The following is a 19,466-nucleotide window of genomic DNA, read 5'->3' as shown; positions in this document are numbered from 1 at the left end:
CCCCCGGGGAATGGTGTCAGATCAACAGCGGAGCATGGGCTGCTGCCCCGTCGCTCGTCCCCCGAAACCCGGACCCCGGACTCGTGTCCCACCGCCCAGGCGGGACCCGGTCGCCCTGGTGGAGCGGCGACCGCCCCCAACCCTACCGGCCCATATGTACGGGAGTCAGTGCTCAGCCGACTCAACAGCCGCGGAAGTGACCAGTTCTGTCAGCACACCGTGGCAATCCTTGGGGTGCAGGAAGGTGATCCGCGACCCCATGGAACCGCGCCGTGGCTGCTCATACAGCACGCGTACGCCCTTGTCCTTGATGTCGGCGGCGTCCGCGTCGACATCCGCCGTTCCGAAGGCAATGTGATGAACGCCCTCGCCGTTCTTCGCCAGCCACTTCGCGACGGTGGAGTCCTCGCGGATGGGTTCGAGCAGCTGGAGGTAGGAGGCGCCGCCGTCGTCGGTGTTGTTGATCTTCAACATGGCCTCACGTACACCCTGTTCCTCGTTGACCTCGGTGTGGAACACGGAGAAGCCGTAGGTCGAGGTGTAGAACTCGACGGTCTTCTCGAGGTCGAAACAGGCGATCCCGATGTGGTCGATTCGCGTCAGCATGTTGTTAGTGCAGCGCTCCCGGAGTGGTTACGCAACGTGCGCGCGATCACACTGACGGCTTGATGACGGGGCGGACTACCGCTCAGTACATTCGAAGTAAACCCTCGTTCACTCCTCGGCTCCGGCCGGAAGGGGATCGCAGCTCATGTCTGGAACGAACAGCACGACCTCCGTCATCGTCGCGGGTGCCCGCACCCCTATGGGACGGCTGCTCGGCTCGCTGAAGTCCTTCTCCGGAGCCGACCTCGGCGGCTTCGCGATCAAGGCCGCCCTCGACCGTGCGGGGATCGGTGGCGACCAGGTGCAGTACGTGATCATGGGGCAGGTGCTGCAGGCCGGGGCCGGGCAGATCCCGGCACGTCAGGCCGCGGTCAAGGCCGGCATCCCGATGAGCGTCCCGGCCCTGACGATCAACAAGGTGTGCCTGTCGGGCCTCGACGCGATCGCGCTCGCCGACCAGCTGATCCGTGCGGGTGAATTCGACGTGATCGTCGCGGGCGGCCAGGAGTCCATGACCAACGCTCCCCACCTGCTGCCGAAGTCCCGCGAGGGCTTCAAGTACGGCTCCGTCCAGATGCTCGACGCGATGGCCTACGACGGCCTGACCGACTCCTTCGAGGGCGTCGCCATGGGCGAGTCCACCGAGAAGCACAACACGCGCCTCGGCATCGGCCGCGAGGAGCAGGACGCGATCGCGGCCCTGTCCCACCAGCGCGCCGCCGCCGCCCAGAAGAACGGCCTCTACGAGGCCGAGATCACCCCGGTCGAGGTGCCGCAGCGCAAGGGCGAGCCGGTGGTCTTCAGCAAGGACGAGGGGATCCGCGGCGAGACGACGGTGGAGTCGCTCGCCAAGCTGCGCCCGGCGTTCAGCAAGGACGGCACCATCACGGCCGGCTCCTCCTCGCAGATCTCGGACGGTGCGGCGGCCGTGGTCGTCATGAGCAAGGCCAAGGCTCAGGAGCTGGGCCTGGAGTGGATCGCGGAGATCGGTGCGCACGGGAACGTGGCCGGTCCGGACAACTCCCTGCAGTCGCAGCCCTCGAACGCGATCATGCACGCCCTGAAGAAGGAGGGTCTGGAGGTCTCGGACCTGGACCTGATCGAGATCAACGAGGCGTTCGCCGCCGTCGCGGTGCAGTCAATGAAGGACCTTGGGGTTTCCACCGAAAAGGTGAACGTCAATGGTGGCGCCATCGCCCTGGGGCACCCGATCGGCATGTCCGGTGCCCGGCTCGTACTCCACCTGGCCCTGGAGCTGAAGCGGCGCGGCGGCGGTGTCGGCGCGGCCGCGCTGTGCGGTGGCGGCGGCCAGGGTGACGCGCTCATCGTGCGGGTACCCAAGGCCTGAGCACCCCGTACGCCGTACGTCATCTTGAATCTGAACGGAGCTGTGATGCAGGACGTCCCCTCGCTGGTCGCCCAGGCCAGGGAAGGCAGGCCGCGGGCCGTGGCCCGGCTGATCTCCCTGGTCGAGGGGGCGTCCCCGCAGCTCAGGGAGGTCATGGCCGCCCTGGCCCCGCTGACCGGCGGGGCGTACGTGGTGGGCCTGACCGGTTCGCCGGGGGTCGGCAAGTCGACGACCACCTCGGCGCTGGTGACGGCGTACCGCAAGCAGGGCAAGCGGGTCGGCGTCCTGGCCGTCGATCCCTCCTCGCCCTTCTCCGGCGGCGCGCTGCTGGGCGACCGCGTGCGGATGTCGGAGCACGCCTCGGACCCCGGTGTGTACATCCGCTCGATGGCCACCCGCGGCCATCTGGGCGGCCTCGCCTGGGCGGCCCCGCAGGCCATCCGGGTGCTGGACGCGGCGGGCTGCGAGGTGATCCTGGTGGAGACCGTCGGGGTCGGCCAGTCGGAGGTAGAGATCGCCTCCCAGGCCGACACCTCGGTCGTGCTGCTGGCACCCGGGATGGGTGACGGCATCCAGGCCGCGAAGGCGGGAATCCTGGAGATCGGCGACGTGTACGTCGTCAACAAGGCGGACCGCGACGGCGCGGACGCCACCGCCCGCGAGCTGAACCACATGCTCGGGCTCGGCGAGTCACGAGCCCCGGGCGACTGGCGCCCGCCGATCGTGAAGACCGTCGCCGCCCGAAGCGAGGGCGTCGACGAGGTCGTGGAGGCGCTGGAGAAGCACCGGGCGTGGATGGAGGAGCACGGGGTACTGACGGAACGCCGGCTGGCCCGCGCCTCCCGCGAGGTCGAGACGATCGCGGTGACGGCCCTGCGGGAGCGCATCGGCGACCTGCACGGCGACCGCCGCCTGGGCGCCCTGGCGGAGCGGATCGTGGCCGGCGACCTCGACCCCTACCGGGCGGCCGACGAACTGGTAGCGGGCCTGACGAACAGCTGACGGCCGCGCCGGGGTGCCCGGTGGTGGGCTGACCGGCCGGCTGTCGAGTTGTGCCCGGGTGCTGGTGGTGGGGCCGACGACCAGCCGGTGCGCCGTGCCTGACCGCTGGTTGGCGGATCGTGTCCGGTGACGGTCGTTGCCGTGGCACGGGCCGTGTGCGGCCCGCCCTGGCCCCACCGTCCTGGCGGGGGCCGCGCGGCTTGCGCGGGCCCTGACGGTCAGTAGTCGTGCCCGGCCGCGGCCCTTGTGGGCCTGTCCTCGACCTCGCAGTCCTGAACAGGCCCGCGCGGCCCGTCAGGACCGTTCATCGCTCTGGCCCTCGGCCTTACCTATCCGATCGCGGACCAGTCGCCCCAGGCGCCGGGCCTGCGTCTCCAGGCCCGGCGCCCAGGCCGACACGGCGGTCGGTGCCGATGGTTCGGCCGCTCCACGCCGGTGGGCCGGCGTCTGCCCCTCAGGGCGCGCTCCGGGGTCTCCGGGGCGCCCGGTGGCACGACGGGCACGGTACGCGGCGACCGTCGTGGGTCTCCGCGGGCGTGCCCGGGGCGAGGGACTCGCGTCCGGGGCGGGGCGGGGTGCGCGGTGGCACCCCGCCCCGCCGTGGCGCTACGGCTTGCCCCGCTGGCCCCGCAGATGCTCGGCGATCGGGCCCAGGGACTTGTGCAGGTGCTCCAGGTCGTCGGGGGGCAGCAGATCCATGAAGTGCCGCCGCACCGACGCCACGTGGTAGGGCGCGACCTTCTTCATCGTCTCCAGGCCGTGGTCCGTGAGGACGGCGAACAGCCCCCTTCGGTCGGACTCGCAGTTCTCGCGGCGTACCAGGTCCGCGTTCTCCATACGAGTGATCTGGTGCGAGAGGCGGCTCTTGGACTGGAGGGTGGCGGCGGCGAGGTCGCTCATTCGCATCCGCATATCCTCCGACTCCGAGAGATTCACCAGAATCTCGTAGTCGTTCATCGTCAGGCCGAACGGCTGGAGGTCCCTTTCGAGCTGGTACGTCAACAGCCTGTTGACCTCCAGGTGGGTGCGCCAAGCGCACTGCTCCGCATCGGTCAGCCAGCGCGTGGCCGTCTCGGTCTCCATGAGTGAAGTCTACCTAAAAGGTTGAAAGGCGAACTAGTGAGGGTGGTGTGACTGTGCGCACGCGTTCGACGTCACACTCCGCAGACTACCGCTCACAGCCCGAAGCGACGCTGGACGTCCCCCAGCTGTCCGGGAAGGCGCGGTGTCCCCGGTGCCCCCTGGTGACCGGGTACCCCGCCGCCACCCGGCACCCCGGGCTCGTGCGGGACCGCTCCTGTCGCCTGCTCGGCCATCAGTGTCTCCGAGGACTGGAGCAGGACTGTGCCCGCCCCGACGAACTCGAACTGGTGCTCCTCCCCGGAGGCCCCGCCCAGCCCTGTCATCGCACGTAGACCGCCCCATACGCCCGTCAGATACCCGTGGTCGTAGTGATGGCACGGAGACGGGCAGTCGGCCCAGCCGACCAGGGCCTGCGGGTCCACCCGGATCGGGGGTTCCATGAACACCACCGGACCGTTGGACGCGGCCACGAACTTTCCGGTTCCGATCAGCGTCAGGAAGCCCGGGATGATCGACTGCTTGAGGGACAGAGTTGGCTGAAAAGCGAGCAGGTTGCCCGAGCGAATGGTCAGATTGCCGTCGTCCAAGTCATACGAATTCACGTCGAACGCCCGGTCGGCGAGGAGCATCTTGCCCGAGCCCTCCGCCACGACCCAGTCGCTCGCGTGCAGTGGCGAATGAAAGGACGTACGGACAATACGGTCGAGTCGTCCGTGCCCGATCCCGTTGAACTCGATGGAGCCGTAGTAGGCGATCATCTTGCCCTTCTGCAGGAACCACTGGCTCCCCTTGAGCTCCACGCAGAAGGTGTACTTGTTCACGTTGTCGTCGGCCGGCAGCGTCATCGGGTCGTGGACGACGGGGCCGGCGCCCGGGTAGGTGGTCACAGCTTCTCCTCCGACGCCTGGACGTAGACCACACCGTTGCCGCTCAGCTCCAGCTGGAACGCCTCGCCGGAGCCGCGCCCCACCATGTCGCGCCAGCCGAGCGCGGTGGAGAGCTTGTTGCGTACGTCGCCGTGGTGGGCCACGTACGCCTGGGGGTCGACGTGCACCGGGCGCTGTGGGGTGATCGGCACCTCGAAGACGCCGCCGTGCGCCATCACGGCGACCGCACCGTGCCCCTTGAGCGTGGTGGTGAACAGGCCCTGGCCCGTGACCTGGCCGCGCACCAGGCCCATGACGCCGCCCTGGGAGCCCATGAACATCGTGCCCTGCTGGAGAGTGCCCTCGAAGGCGAGCAGGCGGTCCGCCTCGACGTACAGGGTGTCGCCCGTGAGCTGGATCACCTGGATGTGGTGGCCGCCGTGCCCGAACAGCACCGTGCCGCTGCCCTCGACCGTCATCAGCGGCGTCGCCTCGTTCGCGATGCGACGGCCGATCATCGACATGACCCCGCCCTGGCCGCCCTGGATGTTCGGGGTGAAGGAGACGTCGCCCTTGTAGGCGAGCATCGCGCCGCGCTGGCTGAACAGCCGCTGCCCCGGTACGACCGTCGCCTCGACGACCTTCGAGTTCAGTTCGTGGAAGGCCATGTCAGACGTCCCCCGCGATCGTTTTGCGCTCGCTGGGCTGGACGTACACCAGTCCGTCCCCCTCGAAGCGGATCTGGAAGGCCTCGCCGCCACCCTCGCCGAAGAATGTGCGGAACGTCACGCCCGACTGGAACGACTGACGCAGGTTCCCCTGGTGCGCCACATAGGCGCCGGGGTCGACGGTCAGCGGGTACTGGGCGCTCACCCGCAGTACCACCGCCGGACCGTCTGACATGATCGCCGCCTGGCCGTGGCCCTCGACGGTCGTGGTGAACAGGCCGTTGCCCTGGGAGGCGCCGCGCAGGCCGGTGAACGTCGTGCCGGTGCGCAGACCGGCGTCCGTCGCGAGCAGGTTGCTCGATTCGACGTACAGCTTGTCCCCCTGGAGGGTCACGAGGTTGATCTCGGTGGCCTGGTCCGCGAACCAGCACGTCCCATGCCCCTTCACCTCCATCACGGTCATCTGCTCGCCGGTGAGTCTGCGGGTCACCATTCCCCGGAGCCCCTCACCGCCGCCGGTGAGCTTCTTGAAGGCCATCTGCCCGTCGTACGCCACCATGGAGCCGTTCTTGGCCTTCACGGCGTCCCCGGCCATGTCGACGGCCAGCACCTTGCTTCCTTGAAGTCGGAACATCGCCACGTGGCGAAGGTAGCGGTCGGGCGGGCGGAGCGGACAGAGTCGCGCGGTGGATCCGGACCCTGACGCGTCCCTGAGAGGTCGGGCCCGGCGACGGCACTCCGCGGCAGTCGGGCGCCGACACCCCGCACCCCCGGTTCCGGATCCACCGGTTCCCGGATGTCACAATGGGCGGGCTTGTGCACACGTTCACAAAGCGACTGCGTCGTCAGCGAATCTCCCACCGAAGGTGACCCGTGGACATAAAGACCGCCACCGCACTCCGCCGGCTCCGCCTGGTCTCGGCCCCCGAGGCCGTCTCCTTCCTGCTGCTGCTCGTCTGCTCGGTGCTGAAGCGCACCACCGACTTCAATGCGGTGCCCGTCATGGGCGCGATCCACGGGATCCTGTTCATCCTGTACGTGATCTTCTGGGCGGACGCCTGGAACCGTGCCCGGTGGTCCGCCGGGACCGCCGCCGTCTACTTCGTCCTTTCCGTGCTGCCGACCGGCGGCTTCTTCGCCGAGCGCAAGCTGCGCCGCGAGGCCGAGAACGCCGTCATCGCCGCCCGCGCACGCAAGGAAGGGATCGTGAACGCGTGATCGTCGCCTTCTCCGTGACGCCCCTGGGCGTCGGCGAGGACGTGGGGGAGTACGTCGCCGACGCCGTCCGGGTGGTTCGGGAATCGGGTCTGCCGAACCGTACCGACGCCATGTTCACGTCGATCGAGGGCGGGTGGGACGAGGTGATGGACGTGGTGAAGCGCGCCGTCGCCGCGGTCGAGGAGCGGGCGCCACGGGTCTCCGTGGTGCTGAAGGCGGACATCCGTCCGGGCGTGACCGACGGCCTCACCTCGAAGGTGGAGACGGTGGAGCGGCATCTGTCCGGCAAGTAACTCCCCGCCCGCGAACGGAAAACCCCGGTCCCGAGGGCCGGGGTTTTTCCGAACCCGGGGTTTGAGCGTTCGCTCAAACCTGCTGTAGTGTCAGGCCAGTTGTTTGAGCGGTCGCTCAAACGGGGCCATTGACCTGGGGGATTCGGGATGGGGCTCTACGTAGAGGCGCACATACGCGCCGGCCTCGACGAGCTGTGGGAACGCACGCAGGACCCCGCCCTGCACCAGCGGTGGGACCTGCGGTTCACCGAGATCGACTGTCTGCCGCGCGCGGAGGGCGAGCCGCAGCGCTTCCGGTACGCGACGCGTGTGCTGCCCTTCCTGAAGATCTCCGGGACCGGCGTGTCGGCGGGGGAGAGGACGCGACCGGACGGCACACGCACCTCCGCGCTGCGGTTCTCCTCACCGCATCCGCTGTCGCTGATCGCCGAGGGCAGCGGCTACTGGCGCTACGTGCCCGACGGCGACGGCGTGCGCTTCCTGACCGGGTACGACTACCGGCCACGCTGGGGCGCCTTCGGCTCCCTCGCCGACCGGCTGGTCCTGCGGCCGCTCATGGGCTGGGCGACCGCCTGGTCCTTCGACCGCCTCCGCCTGTGGCTGGAGCGGGGGATCACCCCGGAGCGCGCCCTGGCGAACTGGCTGCTGGAACTGGCCGTCCGCGCCCTGGTCCTCACCGTCTCCTGCACCGGTCTCGGCCTGGATCCGTTCCTGCGCCTGTTCGGCCCGTTCGCCGCGACGATGGCGTATCTGTATCCGCTGCTGCTGGCCGTCGCCATCTGCGTCGCCCTGTTCAAGTCGCCCCTGTCCCGCACCCCGGCCGCCCGCCGGTGTCTGCGCACCCCGCCCACGCGGGTGACCGCGCCGCGGCTGCTCGCCACCCTGGAGCACCCCTCATGACCTCGATCTTCCGTACGGTGATGGGCGCGGACTTCGAGCGGCTGCACCCGGAGCTGCGGCGCCGCTTCTCCGTGGGGCTCGCGAGCGGCGAGGCCTGCACCGGACACGGGGTGATGGACCGTGTCTGGCACGGCAGGGGGTTCGTCAAGCCGTTCCTCGCGCTCGGCGCGACCCGTCACATCCTCGTCCCGCGTCAGGGGCGGAACGTCCCCTTCACCATCGAGAACGTGCCCTACACCGACACCTTCGGCCGCGAGACGGTGACGTTCGTGCGCACCTTCCGGCTTCCCGGGCGCGCTCGCCGCTTCGACGCGCAGATGGTCCTGAGCCCCAAAGGCGACCGGGTCCTGGACTACCTGGGCACGCACCAGCATCTGGCGAGCGATCTGTACTTCCGCGCGGAGCCGGACGGGTCGCTGCTCATCCGCTCCGGCGAACACCGTTTCCGGGAGGGGCCGGTGGACGTGCGGGTGCCGGAGCTCATCGGCGCCGAGGCGGAGGTACGGGAGTCGTTCGACGAGTCGGCGGGACGCTTCCGGATCAGGGTGCGCGTGGTGAACCGGCACTTCGGGCCGCTGTTCGGCTACAAGGGGTCCTTCACCACGACCTACGCGGACGCGCGGGAGCACGGGGTGCGCCCCGGGCTGCGGCCGGTGCGCGAGGAGGCGCGGGCGTGAGCGAGGCGACCAGGGTGAAGCTGCTGGAGGGAGCGCTGCGAACCCTGACCGAGCAGGGGATCGCCAAGACGTCGGCCCGGACGATCGCGGCGACCGCCGGGGTCAATCAGGCACTCGTCTTCTACCACTTCGGCTCGGTGGACGAGTTGCTCGCGGCGGCCTGCCGGTACGGGACGGAGCAGCGGGTGGCCCGCTACCGGGACCGGCTGGACGCGATCGGCACCCTCGGGGAACTGCTCGCGTTCGGGCGCGAGATGCACGAGGAGGAGAAGGCGGCGGGGCATGTCGCGGTGCTCGGCCAGCTGCTGGCCGGCGCGCAGACCCACCCCCGGCTCGCCCCGGCCACGGCGGCGGGGCTCGAACTGTGGATCACCGAGATCGAACGGGTGCTGGCCCGGGTGCTGGCCACGACGCCGCTCGGGGAGTTCGCCGACGCAGGCGGACTCGCGCGCGCGGTGTCGGCTTCCTTCGTCGGGATCGAACTCTACGAGGGAGTGGACGCACCGGGGGCGGGCGCGGCGCTGGCCGCCCTGGACCAGCTGGCGTCCCTGGTGGCGGCACTCGACGACCTGGGCCCGGTGGCGCAGCGAGCGGTGCGGCACGCACTGCGCCGGGCGTCGCGTCCCTAGCGGCGGTCCCCGCGGTTCGCTTCCGGCGCGCGACCTCCTGCCGGACGCCACCGGGATCCTGCCGGCCCGGCGGGCGCCCGGGGACCCGGGGCCATGGTGCCCAGCGGTCTGCTGCCGCTCACTTCTCCGCTTCGACGTACTCCTTGAAGTGCTCCAGGTCGCTGCGGACGAGCCGCTCGATCGCAGTGGCCTGGGCGAAGCCCTTGGGCCCGCCGAACGTCTCATGGACGGTGGCGGGGTCGTATTCGATCCGTATCTGGACCCGGGTGCGGTCCCCTTCGATCGGCTGCAACGAGAAGGAGCCCGCCAGTTCGGGACCTTCCGTGGTGTGCCACTCCATCACGCGTTCCCCGCCGCGGTCGGAGACCTCGGCCTCGAACTCCCGGGACCGGCCGCCCGCCTCGACGTCCAGATGCGCCCGGCCACCCGCCTCCGACCGGGCGTCGCGCACTCCGTCCACGAAGCGCGGATAGTTCTCCACCCGGTGGATGGTGTTCCAGGCCTTGTCGACCGGGACTCCGACGTCGACGTGTTCTTCGAGGGTGCTCATGGCCCACCTCCAGGTTCCCGCTCGTGGCGCTTGGCCTTCCGCTTCCAGTGTGCGCCCGGGCGGCCAGCTGACCGAAAAGCGAGACAGGGCTGACCAGCATATGACCGGCGGGTAAGGTCGATGCCGTGCCGAAGCCCCTCAGCCTCTCCTTCGATCCCATCGCCCGCGCCGACGAGCACTGGCAGCAGCGGTGGGGGAACGTGCCGTCCATGACCGCGATCACCTCGATCATGCGGGCGCAGCAGATTCTGCTGGCCGAGGTCGACGCGGTCGTCAAACCGTACGGACTGACCTTCGCGCGGTACGAGGCGCTGGTGCTGCTCACCTTCTCCAAGGCAGGCGAACTGCCCATGTCGAAGATCGGCGAGCGCCTGATGGTGCACCCGACCTCGGTCACCAACACCGTCGACCGCCTGGTGAAGTCCGGTCTCGTCGCCAAGCGGCCCAATCCCAACGACGGCCGCGGCACCCTCGCCTCCATCACCGACAAGGGCCGTGAGGTGTGCGACGCGGCCACCCGCGACCTGATGGCGATGGACTTCGGGCTCGGTGCGTACGACGCGGAGGAGTGCGGCGAGATCTTCGCGATGCTGCGCCCTCTGCGCGTCGCCGCGGGCGACTTCAAAGCCGACTGACAGGCTCGGGTACCGGCCCGGGGGTGCCCGAAGATCGCCCGAAACCGGCGGTTACCCTCGTCCCCATGAAAAAGAGCGTGCTGACCCGCTACCGCGTGATGGCCTACGTCACCGGTGTGCTGCTGGTCCTGCTGACCCTCGGTGTGATCGCCAAGTACGTGCTGGACGTGAACGGCGCCGCGGACTTCACCCGCGTCGTCGGCATCGCGCACGGCTGGCTGTACGTGGTGTACCTGGTCTTCGCCTTCGACCTGGGCTCCAAGGCGAAGTGGCCGGTCGGCAAGCAGCTGTGGGTCCTGCTGGCGGGAACCATCCCGACGGCCGCGTTCTTCGTCGAGCGCAAGGTCAGCCACGAGCTCGAGGCGAAGCTCGCGGACGGGACGCCGGCGGTCGCCAAGGCCTGAGGCCCGGCTGCCACCGCCGTACGACGGCTTCGTGCGGCGGTTTTCTGCCCGCGTTCATCGGCTTCTCATCAGCACGCCGGCTTGAGCGGTCGACATTTACTTGGACGTCCTAGTAAATTCGACGGTATGGACGCAGACGCCATCGAGGAGGGCCGCCGACGCTGGCAGGCCCGCTATGACGCCGCACGCAAGCGCGAGGCGGACTTCACCACGCTCTCCGGCGATCCCGTCGAGCCGGTGTACGGTCCGCGGCCCCAGGACACGTACGAGGGCTTCGAGCGGATCGGCTGGCCGGGTGAGTATCCGTTCACCCGCGGCCTGTACCCGACCGGCTACCGGGGACGGACGTGGACGATCCGGCAGTTCGCCGGCTTCGGCAACGCCGAGCAGACCAACGAGCGCTACAAGATGATCCTCGAGGCCGGCGGCGGGGGCCTGAGCGTGGCCTTCGACATGCCGACCCTCATGGGCCGCGACTCCGACGACCCCCGTTCCATGGGCGAGGTCGGGCACTGCGGGGTGGCGATCGACTCGGCGGCGGACATGGAGGTCCTGTTCAAGGACATTCCGCTCGGCGATGTCACGACCTCGATGACGATCAGCGGTCCGGCCGTCCCGGTCTTCTGCATGTACCTGGTCGCCGCCGAGCGGCAGGGCGTGGATCCCGCCGTGCTCAACGGCACGCTGCAGACCGACATCTTCAAGGAGTACATCGCCCAGAAGGAGTGGCTCTTCCAGCCCGAGCCGCATCTGCGCCTCATCGGCGACCTGATGGAGCACTGCGCTGCCGGCATCCCCGCCTACAAGCCGCTGTCCGTCTCCGGGTACCACATCCGGGAGGCCGGAGCGACGGCCGCGCAGGAGCTCGCGTACACGCTGGCGGACGGCTTCGGGTACGTGGAACTGGGACTCAGCCGCGGCCTGGACGTGAACGTGTTCGCCCCCGGCCTGTCCTTCTTCTTCGACGCGCACGTCGACTTCTTCGAGGAGATCGCCAAGTTCCGGGCGGCGCGCCGGATCTGGGCGCGGTGGATGCGCGACGTGTACGGGGCGACCAGTGAGAAGGCCCAGTGGCTGCGCTTCCACACGCAGACCGCCGGTGTATCGCTGACCGCGCAGCAGCCGTACAACAACGTGGTGCGGACGGCGGTGGAGGCGCTCGCCGCCGTGCTGGGCGGGACGAACTCGCTGCACACCAACGCCCTGGACGAGACCCTGGCGCTGCCCAGCCAGCAGGCCGCGGAGATCGCGCTGCGCACACAGCAGGTGCTGATGGAGGAGACCGGCGTCGCCAACGTCGCCGACCCGCTGGGCGGTTCCTGGTACGTCGAGCAGCTGACGGACCGGATCGAGGCGGACGCCGAGAAGATCTTCGACCAGATCAAGGAGCGGGGTCTGCGGGCGCATCCCGACGGTCAGCACCCCATCGGGCCGGTGACCTCCGGGATACTGCGGGGCATCGAGGACGGCTGGTTCACGGGCGAGATCGCGGAGTCCGCGTTCCGCTACCAGCAGTCGCTGGAGAAGGGCGAGAAGAGGGTGGTGGGCGTGAACGTCCACACCGGCTCGGTCACCGGCGATCTGGAGATCCTGCGGGTCAGCCACGAGGTGGAGCGCGAGCAGGTCCGGGTCCTGCGCGAGCGCAAGGCCGGGCGGGACGAGAACGCGGTGCGTACCGCACTCGACGGCATGCTGGCCGCCGCGCGGTCCGGGGCCAACATGATCGAGCCGATGCTGGACGCCATCCGGGCGGAGGCCACGCTCGGGGAGATCTGCGGGGCGCTGCGGGACGAGTGGGGCACGTACACCGAGCCCGTGCAGTTCTGAGGGCCGGATGCGAAAGGGCCGACGGGAACCAGGTTCCCGCCGGCCCGTTTGTGTGGTCGACCGCCGGCGTTCTTAGAACTCCTGCACGAAGTACGGCTGTACCGTCATCCAGCCGTTGCCGCGGGCGCCGTAGCGGGTGCCGTTGTCGCTCTGGGCCAGGGTGTACCAGGAGTCGACGTAGTCCGGGTCGTCCGTCCACCAGTCGTTCGGCATGGCGTCCAGGACCGCGTTCACCAGCGGGATGTAGGTGCCCTGGTCGGTGATGGTGAGCAGCGCCGTGGCGATCGCCTTGGCGAGGTCGCGGTAGTTGGTGCTGCCGTCGTCCTCCATCATCACGGCGTCGGCGAGGTTGTACTTGTAGTTCGACCAGTTCACCAGGATCTGGTTGGGGTAGTACGTGGTGTTGTCGTTGTCCAGGTACGGCATGTCGACGGGGTCGACCCGGGCCGTGCCGTCCTGGCCGAAGCCGGTGACGAGGGTGTAGATCTCGGCGTCGCCCTTGATCCAGGGCTCCTCGTCGTCCGCGAGCCGGACCGAGGTGATGCGGGTGGTCCAGAAGCCCCCGGTGGCCGCCTGGGCCCGCGGAGCGGCCGTGGGGGCCTGCTGCGGAGCGGCCGTGGGGGCCTGCTGCGGGGCCGACGCGGCGGAGGCCACGCCGTAGCGGGTGAGTTCCTCGTTCAGGACACCCAGACCGGCGGACAGCGCCTTGGCGCCGTCGATGTCCACGACGTACACCGGGTGCGAGGGCACCTTGCGGGCGTCGATCGTGTGGGCCCGGCCCCGGCTGTCGTAGGCGGTGACGGTGGCGGCGTCGTCGTCCGCGGTGGCGGCGGCCACCCAGGGCGTGACCCCGGCGGCCAGCGCCGCGCGCATGGAGCTGTCCCCGAGCCGCAGCCGGAGCAGCGAACCGACTCCGGAGTGCAGGCCCTTGGCGGCGGCGATACGGCGGTCGGCCGCGGCGAGGGTGGACATGAGGCTGCCGCCTGCCTTGCCGGCGAGGGGGGTGACGGTCACCTCGTCGGACGTGAGCGCCGCGCTCCGGACGCGGGCGCGCCACGCGGAGTCGGTGAGCGAGCCGGCTATCGCCTGTGCGGCGTGGTCCTCGGCCGCGACGACGGCGGAGGCGGGGGCGGGGGCCTTCGGGGCGGCCGTCGCGGGCAGGGCGCTCAGGGTCTGGCCGGCGCAGAGCGCGACCAGGGACGCCGCGACGGCAGCGAGGCCGCGTCGGCGGGGGACACTGGGTCTCACGTGGATCGATCCTCCTGGGGAGAGTGGTCGATGTCTCACTGACGGATGGAGCCGTGTCTCACTGTTCAGTTGGAGCCGTGACAGCGGATCTATGCGGGTAGATTCGCCGCGGACAAGCATGACGATGACATGACAGCCAGGCAAGAGGTGTGCGCCGCACGATGGTGAACATCCGGGCTCGCAGGCCGAAAGACTTCCCTCGGCGTAGGCCTTACCGCCGGTAATCCTGTGGCGCGCCGTCAGTCGGCGTCCGTCGCCAGCCCGCCGAGCAGCACCGAGGTGAAGCGCGACGCCCAGTCGGCGTCGATGGGTTCGCAGGAGACGAGCGTGCGGTGCACGACGGCGCCCGCGATCATGTCGAAGATCAGGTCGACCTGCGGGGCGGGATCGCCGTCGTCGGCGGGGATCTCGCCGCGGCTCTGGGCCCGTCGGCGGCCCTCGATCACCAGCCGCTTCTGCCGGTCGACGATCGCCTCCCGGATCCGCTGCCGCAGCGCCTCGTCATGTGTGGCCTCGGCGACGACCGCCATCAGCGCCGTCTTGGTCGCCGGCTGTTCGAGGAGGGCGGCGAACTGGAGGACGACCCCCTCCACGTCCGCCTGCAGACTGCCGCGGTCGGGGAGCTCCAGCTCGTCGAAGAGCTCCGCCACCGCGTCCACCACGAGTTCCTTCTTGCCCGCCCAGCGGCGGTACAGGGTCGTCTTCGCGACCCCCGCCCGGGTCGCCACGTCCCCCAGGGTCAGCTTCGACCAGCCCAGTTCGACCAGCGCCTGTCGGGTCGCCCGGAGGATCGCGGCGTCCGCGGCGGCGTTGCGCGGGCGTCCGGTGCGGGCGGCGGAGGTGCTGCTTTGCATGCCTGTGACCATATCCGGCCGGGTCCACCGTCATTTCCGGACGTCATGTGAAGTGGTGAGGGAGATCACCGGTGGAGTGGCCCCGGGGACCCCCGGGGACAGTTACGCTACGGTTCGTAGCGAAAGCGTGTGCGTCCCGATGTGACGCGTGCGCGCGAGCGACGACCACCGGCGCCGAGTGGGGACCCGGCGCAGAGCATCACAGGACCGACGTCAACACCGGACCGGCACCGCCGGGCACAGCTTTTCACAGGGCTTTTCACAGCGGCGTTTCGAAGGGGGGAGGATGTACTCATGCAGCCACGGAACATGTCCATGAGCGGAGTCGTCGACCTCGCCGCGGTGAAAGCAGCCCAGGATGCCAAGGCGAAGGCGGAGCAGGCGCGCGCCGAAGCGGCCCGGCAGGGCGGGGGAGGGGCGGTCTCCCCGGCCGACCTCGTCATCGACGTCGATGAGGCGGGGTTCGAGCGCGACGTCCTGCAGCGGTCCACCGAGGTCCCGGTCGTCATCGACTTCTGGGCCGAGTGGTGTCAGCCCTGCAAGCAGCTGAGCCCGGTCCTGGAGCGGCTGGCCCATGAGTACAGCGGCCGGTTCGTGCTCGCCAAGATCGATGTCGACGCCAACCAGATGCTGATGCAGCAGTTCGGCATCCAGGGGATCCCGGCCGTCTTCGCCGTAGTCGCCGGGCAGGCGCTGCCCCTCTTCCAGGGTGCCGCCCCCGAGCAGCAGATCCGCGCGACCCTGGACCAGCTCGTCCAGGTCGCCGAGGAGCGCTTCGGACTGACCGGCCTGACCGTCGACCCCGATGCCGAGCCGGGCGGCGCCGAGACGCCCGTCCAGGCCCCCGCAGGGCCCTATGACGCGTTGCTCGAGGCGGCCGTACAGGCCCTGGACGCGGGCGACTTGGGCGGGGCGGTCCAGGCCTACAGGAACGTCCTGAGTGACGACCCGGGCAACACCGAGGCCAAGCTGGGCCTCGCGCAGGCCGAGTTGCTGCAGCGGGTGCAGGACCTCGACCCGCAGCAGGTGCGCAAGAACGCCGCGGAGAAGCCGGGTGACGTGGCGGCACAGATCGCCGCGTCGGACCTGGATCTGGTGGGCGGTCATGTGGAGGACGCGTTCGGGCGGCTCGTCGAGACGGTGCAGCGCACGGCCGGGGAGGACCGGGACACCGCACGGTTGCGACTGCTGGAACTCTTCGAGGTGGTCGGCGCCGAGGACCCGCGTGTGACCGCGGCGCGCAGGGCGCTCGCGCGGGCGCTGTTCTGACCAGTCGCTAAACGGACGGGCATGTGATGCCCGAGTGAAAGATTCGCCGACGGAGGCACACAGCGGCCGTGTTTTACCAAATCTTGGTAATCGCGGCCGCTGTTACTTGGAGTAAGTCGGGACCCTGGTTCTGTCGGCTTCTGTCCCTTCTTCAACCGTTTCGTCATCTCCCTTTGGGCCACGAAGAGTTGCGGTTTGATGCCGCCGTGTCGCGGCGTGGTTATCCGGCCGTTACTAGCCAGTAACGAACCCCCTTGCGGGGGCGGCGAGAATGCACCACGATCGGCGACGCTCGGTCCATCGCCGTACCCGCCTGCCAGCCGGGTCAACGGGTTTTCGGTGGGTCCCCACCGGGCAGGAGCCGGCGGCAGTGGCGTCGGGTCCTGGACAGGGGGGTCTCCGCTGTTGCGGAGCCTGTCCGGCAGGTTGTGCGTGATGCGTGTCAGGCGCGACCAGTGGTTGTCGCTCGGGGGTGATCGCCGGTGATTCGGGCGCAGTTCGCGCCTCCGAGTGCGGGCGCTCTCCTTCCCGAGGACGTAGCACTTCTCCCATCCCTGCCCGGCTGAGCCGCCGACCGGTAGCGAGCTGGGGTCAGGAGATGTACGTCCGAGAAGGAGGAAACATGGAGTCCCAAGTGCGTGGCGGGACCAGATGGAAGCGGTTCGCTGTGGTCATGGTGCCCAGCGTCGCCGCGACAGCAGCGATAGGCGTGGCCCTCGCGCAGGGCGCACTCGCCGCCTCGTTCAGTGTTTCGGGGCAGGAGTTCAAGGTGAGTGCCGGCCAGCTGGTCGGCACCGGCTTCACGCAGTACGGCGCGGTCGACTCGGGCAAGAGCCTCGACGGCAGCACGGACCAGGCGCACCCGGTGGCGGTCTCGGCGTTCGACCACGCCAGCATCACCAACATGTGCCAGTCCGTGGTCACCCCGATCCCGTTCCTGGGCAAGTCGGTCACTCTCAAGCTGACTGCGGGTGACAAGGGCACGGACGTCCAGGCGGACCAGCTCTTCATCGACGTCTCGAACCTCGACTCAGACCAGGCGGTCTTCAAGGGGATCGACATCGGCGTCGCGGCCGGTAGCGTCACCAAGGGCCCGAAGCCCAAGGCCGACGAGATCCAGCAGAAGAAGACCAACCCCTTCGGGTTCGCTCAGCAGGCCGACTCGGCCACGCTGACCGGCGTGAAGCAGACGGCGTGGGCGACCACCGCCGGCACCTTCAAGCTCGCGAACCTGCACATGGGTCTGCAGTGGGGCAGCGGCCAGGGCGTCGAGTGCTACTAAGCACTCGCTGACGGGCGGGGGAGCCACTGGCCTTCCCCGCCCGTTCCCTCTCTACCCCCATCTTCACTACTTGCACATCACTGCCGCACAACCCCCTCACCTCAGCAATACCGCTCCAGGGAGCTATTCGATGAACGCCGAGTCGCCCGCGCAGAACGAGCACTATCTCCGCGTCTACCGGCGGCGCTTCCGCGACTGGCGGGGCACCCGCCCATTCTGGGCCGGACTCTTCGTCCTGCTCAGCGGCTTTCCGATCATGTACTTCCCGTATGCGCACCTCAAGATCGGTCAGCTCACGGTGGCGATGGCGACCACTGCGGGAGCCGGGTCCCTGATCATCGGCGTGCTCCTCGTCGTCCTGGGCCTGACCCTGTGGTTCCAGCAGCACGTACGGGTCTTCGCGGGTGTCGCGGCGATCCTGCTGGCCCTGGTGTCCCTGCCTGTCTCCAACTTCGGTGGCTTCGTGGTCGGCTTCCTCTTCGCCTTGATCGGCGGTGCCATGGCCGTGTCGTGGGCCCCGGGTGTACCGAAGCCGCAGGCGCAGGAGGCCGGAACGGCTGATGAGGACAGCCCTCTTGAGGCTGCGGACGGGGTGAGCGCGCAGGACGACCTGTCAGGAACGATCCCGCTCAACGGGACGAACGGGAGGCACAGTGCCGGCTGACGAGGTGACCCACGGGACGGACGTGGACGCGTCCCGTGTGAGAACCGGGCCGCGCCACGCGGCACCCAAGAAGCCACTGTTCACCAGGTTCCACATGCCGGCGGGCAAGGCGATAGCCATGGCCGCGATGCCGACCGCCGTCTTCATGGGAGTCGGGCTCAACGCCACGTTCGCCCGTGCCGACGACCACCCGGCCAAGAGCATGTCGGTCGACGAGTACCAGAAGTGCGTGGAGGCGGTGGACGGCTCCAAGGACTCCTCGTCCTCGCCGTCGGCCTCCGCGAGTGCGTCCGAGTCCGCCGGTACGGCTCAGCCGACGCCCTCGGCCTCGCCGGGCAAGACGGACAGCTCGCCGGGCAAGACCTCTTCGTCGGATTCAGGTTCCGACGACAAGGGCACGCCGAAGCCGTCCGCCTCCTCGACGGGCACGTCCGGCAAGCCGTCGGGCGGCGGCACGCCGACGCCGACTCCCTCGGCCTCCCAGGGCGGCGGCCTGCTGGGGACCCTCGGAGACGCGATCGGAGGTGTCCTCACGGGCGGTTCGAGTACGTCCACGAGCGCCACCCCCACGCCCTCCGCCTCCTCGGCGTCCTCGACGAAGGAGACGGCGTCCAGCACCGTCAAGGACACGACCAAGCAGCTCACCGACACGGTCAACAAGACCGTGAAGGACACCACGGACACGGCGACGAAGACGGTCTCCGAGGCCACCAAGGCGGCCGGTGACGCCGTGAAGTCGGTCGAGTCCGCCGTCCCGAGCGTCTCCGCGAGCCCGAGCGTGCCGGACGACTGCGTCGCAGCCACCGACGACGCGGGCGGCGTGGAGAAGATCGTGGCTCTGCCCGACGCCCCCTGGCACCTTCAGGCCAGCTCGCTGACGCTCAGGGGCGCGGACTACCAGGGCGTCGTCAAGGTGCGCACCGCCAACGGCACCGTGAAGAAGGTCCTGAAGTACGTGATCTCCGATGGCACCGACATCGGCGATCTGCACCAGCTCGTCGACGGCGACAACGGCAAGACGTACCACGTCCAGGCAGGCAAGGGCACGACGTCCACCATCCGTGACGGCAAGACGGTGATGTACACCGAGAGCATTTCGGGCAATCTGCTCGGTCTGATCCCGATCACCTTCAGCCCGGACAGCCCGCCGCCGCTGAACATCCCCTTCATCTACTTCACGAACGTGAAGGTCACCCAGGCCGGGCAGTTCGGCGGGACCCTGACGGTGCCCGGCATGCAGCAGTACGTCACCGGTTGAAGCTGACCACCCTCCAGACCATTCAAGAGCCGCACAAAGAGCAGTGGCCCAGTCCCTTTAGGGGACTGGGCCACTGCTCTTTGTGCGGCTCTGGTCGGGAGCCCGGTGCGGTGAGCCAGTGGATCGCTGCGGCGCGGCAGTTCGCCGCCCGCGTCCAGCGGGATCCGGACCGGCTCACCGACGAG

At 69.4% G+C, this 19,466-nt stretch carries 22 protein-coding genes; 14 read left to right on the top strand and 8 right to left on the bottom strand.

The window, feature by feature from the left end:
• Positions 1–165: 165 nt before the first annotated feature.
• Positions 166–606: a methylmalonyl-CoA epimerase gene (gene mce / locus ACQEXA_RS19805; RefSeq protein ID WP_432932702.1), complete on the bottom strand. Its 441-nt coding sequence runs from the start codon at positions 604–606 to the stop codon at positions 166–168.
• Positions 607–751: 145 nt separating this feature from the next.
• On the opposite strand from mce, the gene ACQEXA_RS19800 reads away from it, so the two are divergent.
• Both ACQEXA_RS19800 and meaB read left to right on the top strand, forming a co-directional pair.
• Positions 752–1,954, top strand: a complete 1,203-nt coding sequence (locus tag ACQEXA_RS19800) for an acetyl-CoA C-acetyltransferase (RefSeq protein ID WP_432932704.1) — start codon at positions 752–754, stop codon at positions 1,952–1,954.
• Positions 1,955–1,999: 45 nt separating this feature from the next.
• On the top strand, positions 2,000–2,956 hold the full coding sequence (gene meaB, locus ACQEXA_RS19795; RefSeq protein ID WP_359395385.1) for a methylmalonyl Co-A mutase-associated GTPase MeaB: 957 nt from the start codon (positions 2,000–2,002) through the stop codon (positions 2,954–2,956).
• Positions 2,957–3,562: 606 nt separating this feature from the next.
• Here meaB and ACQEXA_RS19790 read toward each other — a convergent pair.
• The 4 genes from ACQEXA_RS19790 to ACQEXA_RS19775 form a co-directional block, all read right to left on the bottom strand.
• Positions 3,563–4,039, bottom strand: a complete 477-nt coding sequence (locus ACQEXA_RS19790; protein ID WP_432932707.1) for a MarR family winged helix-turn-helix transcriptional regulator — start codon at positions 4,037–4,039, stop codon at positions 3,563–3,565.
• 92 nt (positions 4,040–4,131) lie between these two features.
• Positions 4,132–4,884 (bottom strand): AIM24 family protein, encoded by a 753-nt coding sequence (locus tag ACQEXA_RS19785; protein ID WP_432939565.1) that lies wholly within the window; start codon positions 4,882–4,884, stop codon positions 4,132–4,134.
• A gap of 38 nt (positions 4,885–4,922) precedes the next feature.
• A complete protein-coding gene (locus ACQEXA_RS19780) occupies positions 4,923–5,573 on the bottom strand; it encodes an AIM24 family protein (RefSeq protein WP_432932709.1) in 651 nt (216 codons plus the stop codon).
• Position 5,574: 1 nt separating this feature from the next.
• On the bottom strand, positions 5,575–6,207 hold the full coding sequence (locus tag ACQEXA_RS19775) for an AIM24 family protein (protein WP_359395586.1): 633 nt from the start codon (positions 6,205–6,207) through the stop codon (positions 5,575–5,577).
• 239 nt (positions 6,208–6,446) lie between these two features.
• On the opposite strand from ACQEXA_RS19775, the gene ACQEXA_RS19770 reads away from it, so the two are divergent.
• The 5 genes from ACQEXA_RS19770 to ACQEXA_RS19750 all read left to right on the top strand — a co-directional run bounded on the left by ACQEXA_RS19770 (position 6,447) and on the right by ACQEXA_RS19750 (position 9,290).
• Positions 6,447–6,791 (top strand): DUF3817 domain-containing protein, encoded by a 345-nt coding sequence (locus ACQEXA_RS19770; RefSeq protein WP_432932711.1) that lies wholly within the window; start codon positions 6,447–6,449, stop codon positions 6,789–6,791.
• Positions 6,788–7,084 carry an MTH1187 family thiamine-binding protein gene (locus ACQEXA_RS19765; protein WP_432932713.1) on the top strand — a complete coding sequence of 99 codons (297 nt, stop codon included), beginning with the start codon at positions 6,788–6,790 and terminating at the stop codon, positions 7,082–7,084. The genes ACQEXA_RS19770 and ACQEXA_RS19765 overlap by 4 nt, the downstream gene beginning before the upstream one ends.
• Before the next feature lie 147 nt (positions 7,085–7,231).
• Positions 7,232–7,984: a hypothetical protein gene (locus ACQEXA_RS19760; RefSeq protein ID WP_432932714.1), complete on the top strand. Its 753-nt coding sequence runs from the start codon at positions 7,232–7,234 to the stop codon at positions 7,982–7,984.
• On the top strand, positions 7,981–8,661 hold the full coding sequence (locus ACQEXA_RS19755) for a DUF4166 domain-containing protein (protein WP_432932716.1): 681 nt from the start codon (positions 7,981–7,983) through the stop codon (positions 8,659–8,661). The genes ACQEXA_RS19760 and ACQEXA_RS19755 overlap by 4 nt, the downstream gene beginning before the upstream one ends.
• Positions 8,658–9,290, top strand: a complete 633-nt coding sequence (locus ACQEXA_RS19750) for a TetR/AcrR family transcriptional regulator (protein WP_359395365.1) — start codon at positions 8,658–8,660, stop codon at positions 9,288–9,290. Before ACQEXA_RS19755 ends, ACQEXA_RS19750 begins: the two co-directional genes overlap by 4 nt.
• 118 nt (positions 9,291–9,408) lie before the next feature.
• Here ACQEXA_RS19750 and ACQEXA_RS19745 read toward each other — a convergent pair whose 3' ends face one another.
• Complete coding sequence (locus ACQEXA_RS19745; protein WP_432932718.1) at positions 9,409–9,840, bottom strand: SRPBCC family protein; 432 nt, start codon at positions 9,838–9,840, stop codon at positions 9,409–9,411.
• 125 nt (positions 9,841–9,965) lie between these two features.
• On the opposite strand from ACQEXA_RS19745, the gene ACQEXA_RS19740 reads away from it, so the two are divergent.
• The 3 genes from ACQEXA_RS19740 (at position 9,966) to ACQEXA_RS19730 (ending at position 12,706) form a co-directional block, all read left to right on the top strand.
• Positions 9,966–10,475, top strand: coding sequence for a MarR family winged helix-turn-helix transcriptional regulator (locus ACQEXA_RS19740; protein WP_359395360.1), 510 nt, complete (start codon positions 9,966–9,968; stop codon positions 10,473–10,475).
• A gap of 65 nt (positions 10,476–10,540) precedes the next feature.
• The gene (locus tag ACQEXA_RS19735; protein WP_432932720.1) at positions 10,541–10,879 is read left to right on the top strand and encodes a DUF3817 domain-containing protein; all 339 of its coding nucleotides are present in this window, start codon (positions 10,541–10,543) and stop codon (positions 10,877–10,879) included.
• Between the two features lie 126 nt (positions 10,880–11,005).
• On the top strand, positions 11,006–12,706 hold the full coding sequence (locus ACQEXA_RS19730) for an acyl-CoA mutase large subunit family protein (protein ID WP_359395355.1): 1,701 nt from the start codon (positions 11,006–11,008) through the stop codon (positions 12,704–12,706).
• A gap of 72 nt (positions 12,707–12,778) precedes the next feature.
• Here ACQEXA_RS19730 and ACQEXA_RS19725 read toward each other — a convergent pair whose 3' ends face one another.
• Together ACQEXA_RS19725 and ACQEXA_RS19720 are read right to left on the bottom strand one after the other, a co-directional pair.
• Positions 12,779–13,954 (bottom strand): DUF3103 family protein, encoded by a 1,176-nt coding sequence (locus tag ACQEXA_RS19725; RefSeq protein WP_432932722.1) that lies wholly within the window; start codon positions 13,952–13,954, stop codon positions 12,779–12,781.
• 239 nt (positions 13,955–14,193) lie between these two features.
• The gene (locus tag ACQEXA_RS19720; protein ID WP_432932724.1) at positions 14,194–14,808 is read right to left on the bottom strand and encodes a TetR/AcrR family transcriptional regulator; all 615 of its coding nucleotides are present in this window, start codon (positions 14,806–14,808) and stop codon (positions 14,194–14,196) included.
• Between the two features lie 294 nt (positions 14,809–15,102).
• On the opposite strand from ACQEXA_RS19720, the gene ACQEXA_RS19715 reads away from it, so the two are divergent.
• The 4 genes from ACQEXA_RS19715 (at position 15,103) to ACQEXA_RS19700 (ending at position 19,281) form a co-directional block, all read left to right on the top strand.
• Positions 15,103–16,077 carry a tetratricopeptide repeat protein gene (locus ACQEXA_RS19715; RefSeq protein WP_359395348.1) on the top strand — a complete coding sequence of 325 codons (975 nt, stop codon included), beginning with the start codon at positions 15,103–15,105 and terminating at the stop codon, positions 16,075–16,077.
• Positions 16,078–16,699: 622 nt separating this feature from the next.
• Positions 16,700–17,359 carry a DUF6230 family protein gene (locus tag ACQEXA_RS19710; RefSeq protein ID WP_432932726.1) on the top strand — a complete coding sequence of 220 codons (660 nt, stop codon included), beginning with the start codon at positions 16,700–16,702 and terminating at the stop codon, positions 17,357–17,359.
• 130 nt (positions 17,360–17,489) lie between these two features.
• Complete coding sequence (locus tag ACQEXA_RS19705) at positions 17,490–18,023, top strand: DUF6114 domain-containing protein (protein ID WP_432932728.1); 534 nt, start codon at positions 17,490–17,492, stop codon at positions 18,021–18,023.
• The gene (locus ACQEXA_RS19700) at positions 18,013–19,281 is read left to right on the top strand and encodes a hypothetical protein (RefSeq protein WP_432932730.1); all 1,269 of its coding nucleotides are present in this window, start codon (positions 18,013–18,015) and stop codon (positions 19,279–19,281) included. The genes ACQEXA_RS19705 and ACQEXA_RS19700 overlap by 11 nt, the downstream gene beginning before the upstream one ends.
• The last annotated feature ends 185 nt before the right edge of the window (positions 19,282–19,466 follow it).

It is taken from the genome of Streptomyces sp. CA-106110 (assembly GCF_050936285.1).
In the GTDB taxonomy this organism is placed as follows: Bacteria; Actinomycetota; Actinomycetes; order Streptomycetales; family Streptomycetaceae; genus Streptomyces.
Note: the sequence above shows the minus strand (reverse complement) of the source record. Positions and strands in the feature narration are given on the sequence as shown.

Coding starts and splice junctions, on each gene's coding strand:
- mce (WP_432932702.1), bottom strand. CDS start 606: ATGCTGACGCGAATCGACCACATCGGGATCGCCTGTTTCGACCTCGAG.
- ACQEXA_RS19800 (WP_432932704.1), top strand. CDS start 752: ATGTCTGGAACGAACAGCACGACCTCCGTCATCGTCGCGGGTGCCCGC.
- meaB (WP_359395385.1), top strand. CDS start 2,000: ATGCAGGACGTCCCCTCGCTGGTCGCCCAGGCCAGGGAAGGCAGGCCG.
- ACQEXA_RS19790 (WP_432932707.1), bottom strand. CDS start 4,039: ATGGAGACCGAGACGGCCACGCGCTGGCTGACCGATGCGGAGCAGTGC.
- ACQEXA_RS19785 (WP_432939565.1), bottom strand. CDS start 4,884: ATGACGCTGCCGGCCGACGACAACGTGAACAAGTACACCTTCTGCGTG.
- ACQEXA_RS19780 (WP_432932709.1), bottom strand. CDS start 5,573: ATGGCCTTCCACGAACTGAACTCGAAGGTCGTCGAGGCGACGGTCGTA.
- ACQEXA_RS19775 (WP_359395586.1), bottom strand. CDS start 6,207: ATGTTCCGACTTCAAGGAAGCAAGGTGCTGGCCGTCGACATGGCCGGG.
- ACQEXA_RS19760 (WP_432932714.1), top strand. CDS start 7,232: ATGGGGCTCTACGTAGAGGCGCACATACGCGCCGGCCTCGACGAGCTG.
- ACQEXA_RS19755 (WP_432932716.1), top strand. CDS start 7,981: ATGACCTCGATCTTCCGTACGGTGATGGGCGCGGACTTCGAGCGGCTG.
- ACQEXA_RS19745 (WP_432932718.1), bottom strand. CDS start 9,840: ATGAGCACCCTCGAAGAACACGTCGACGTCGGAGTCCCGGTCGACAAG.
- ACQEXA_RS19735 (WP_432932720.1), top strand. CDS start 10,541: ATGAAAAAGAGCGTGCTGACCCGCTACCGCGTGATGGCCTACGTCACC.
- ACQEXA_RS19730 (WP_359395355.1), top strand. CDS start 11,006: ATGGACGCAGACGCCATCGAGGAGGGCCGCCGACGCTGGCAGGCCCGC.
- ACQEXA_RS19720 (WP_432932724.1), bottom strand. CDS start 14,808: ATGCAAAGCAGCACCTCCGCCGCCCGCACCGGACGCCCGCGCAACGCC.
- ACQEXA_RS19715 (WP_359395348.1), top strand. CDS start 15,103: ATGCAGCCACGGAACATGTCCATGAGCGGAGTCGTCGACCTCGCCGCG.
- ACQEXA_RS19710 (WP_432932726.1), top strand. CDS start 16,700: ATGGAGTCCCAAGTGCGTGGCGGGACCAGATGGAAGCGGTTCGCTGTG.
- ACQEXA_RS19705 (WP_432932728.1), top strand. CDS start 17,490: ATGAACGCCGAGTCGCCCGCGCAGAACGAGCACTATCTCCGCGTCTAC.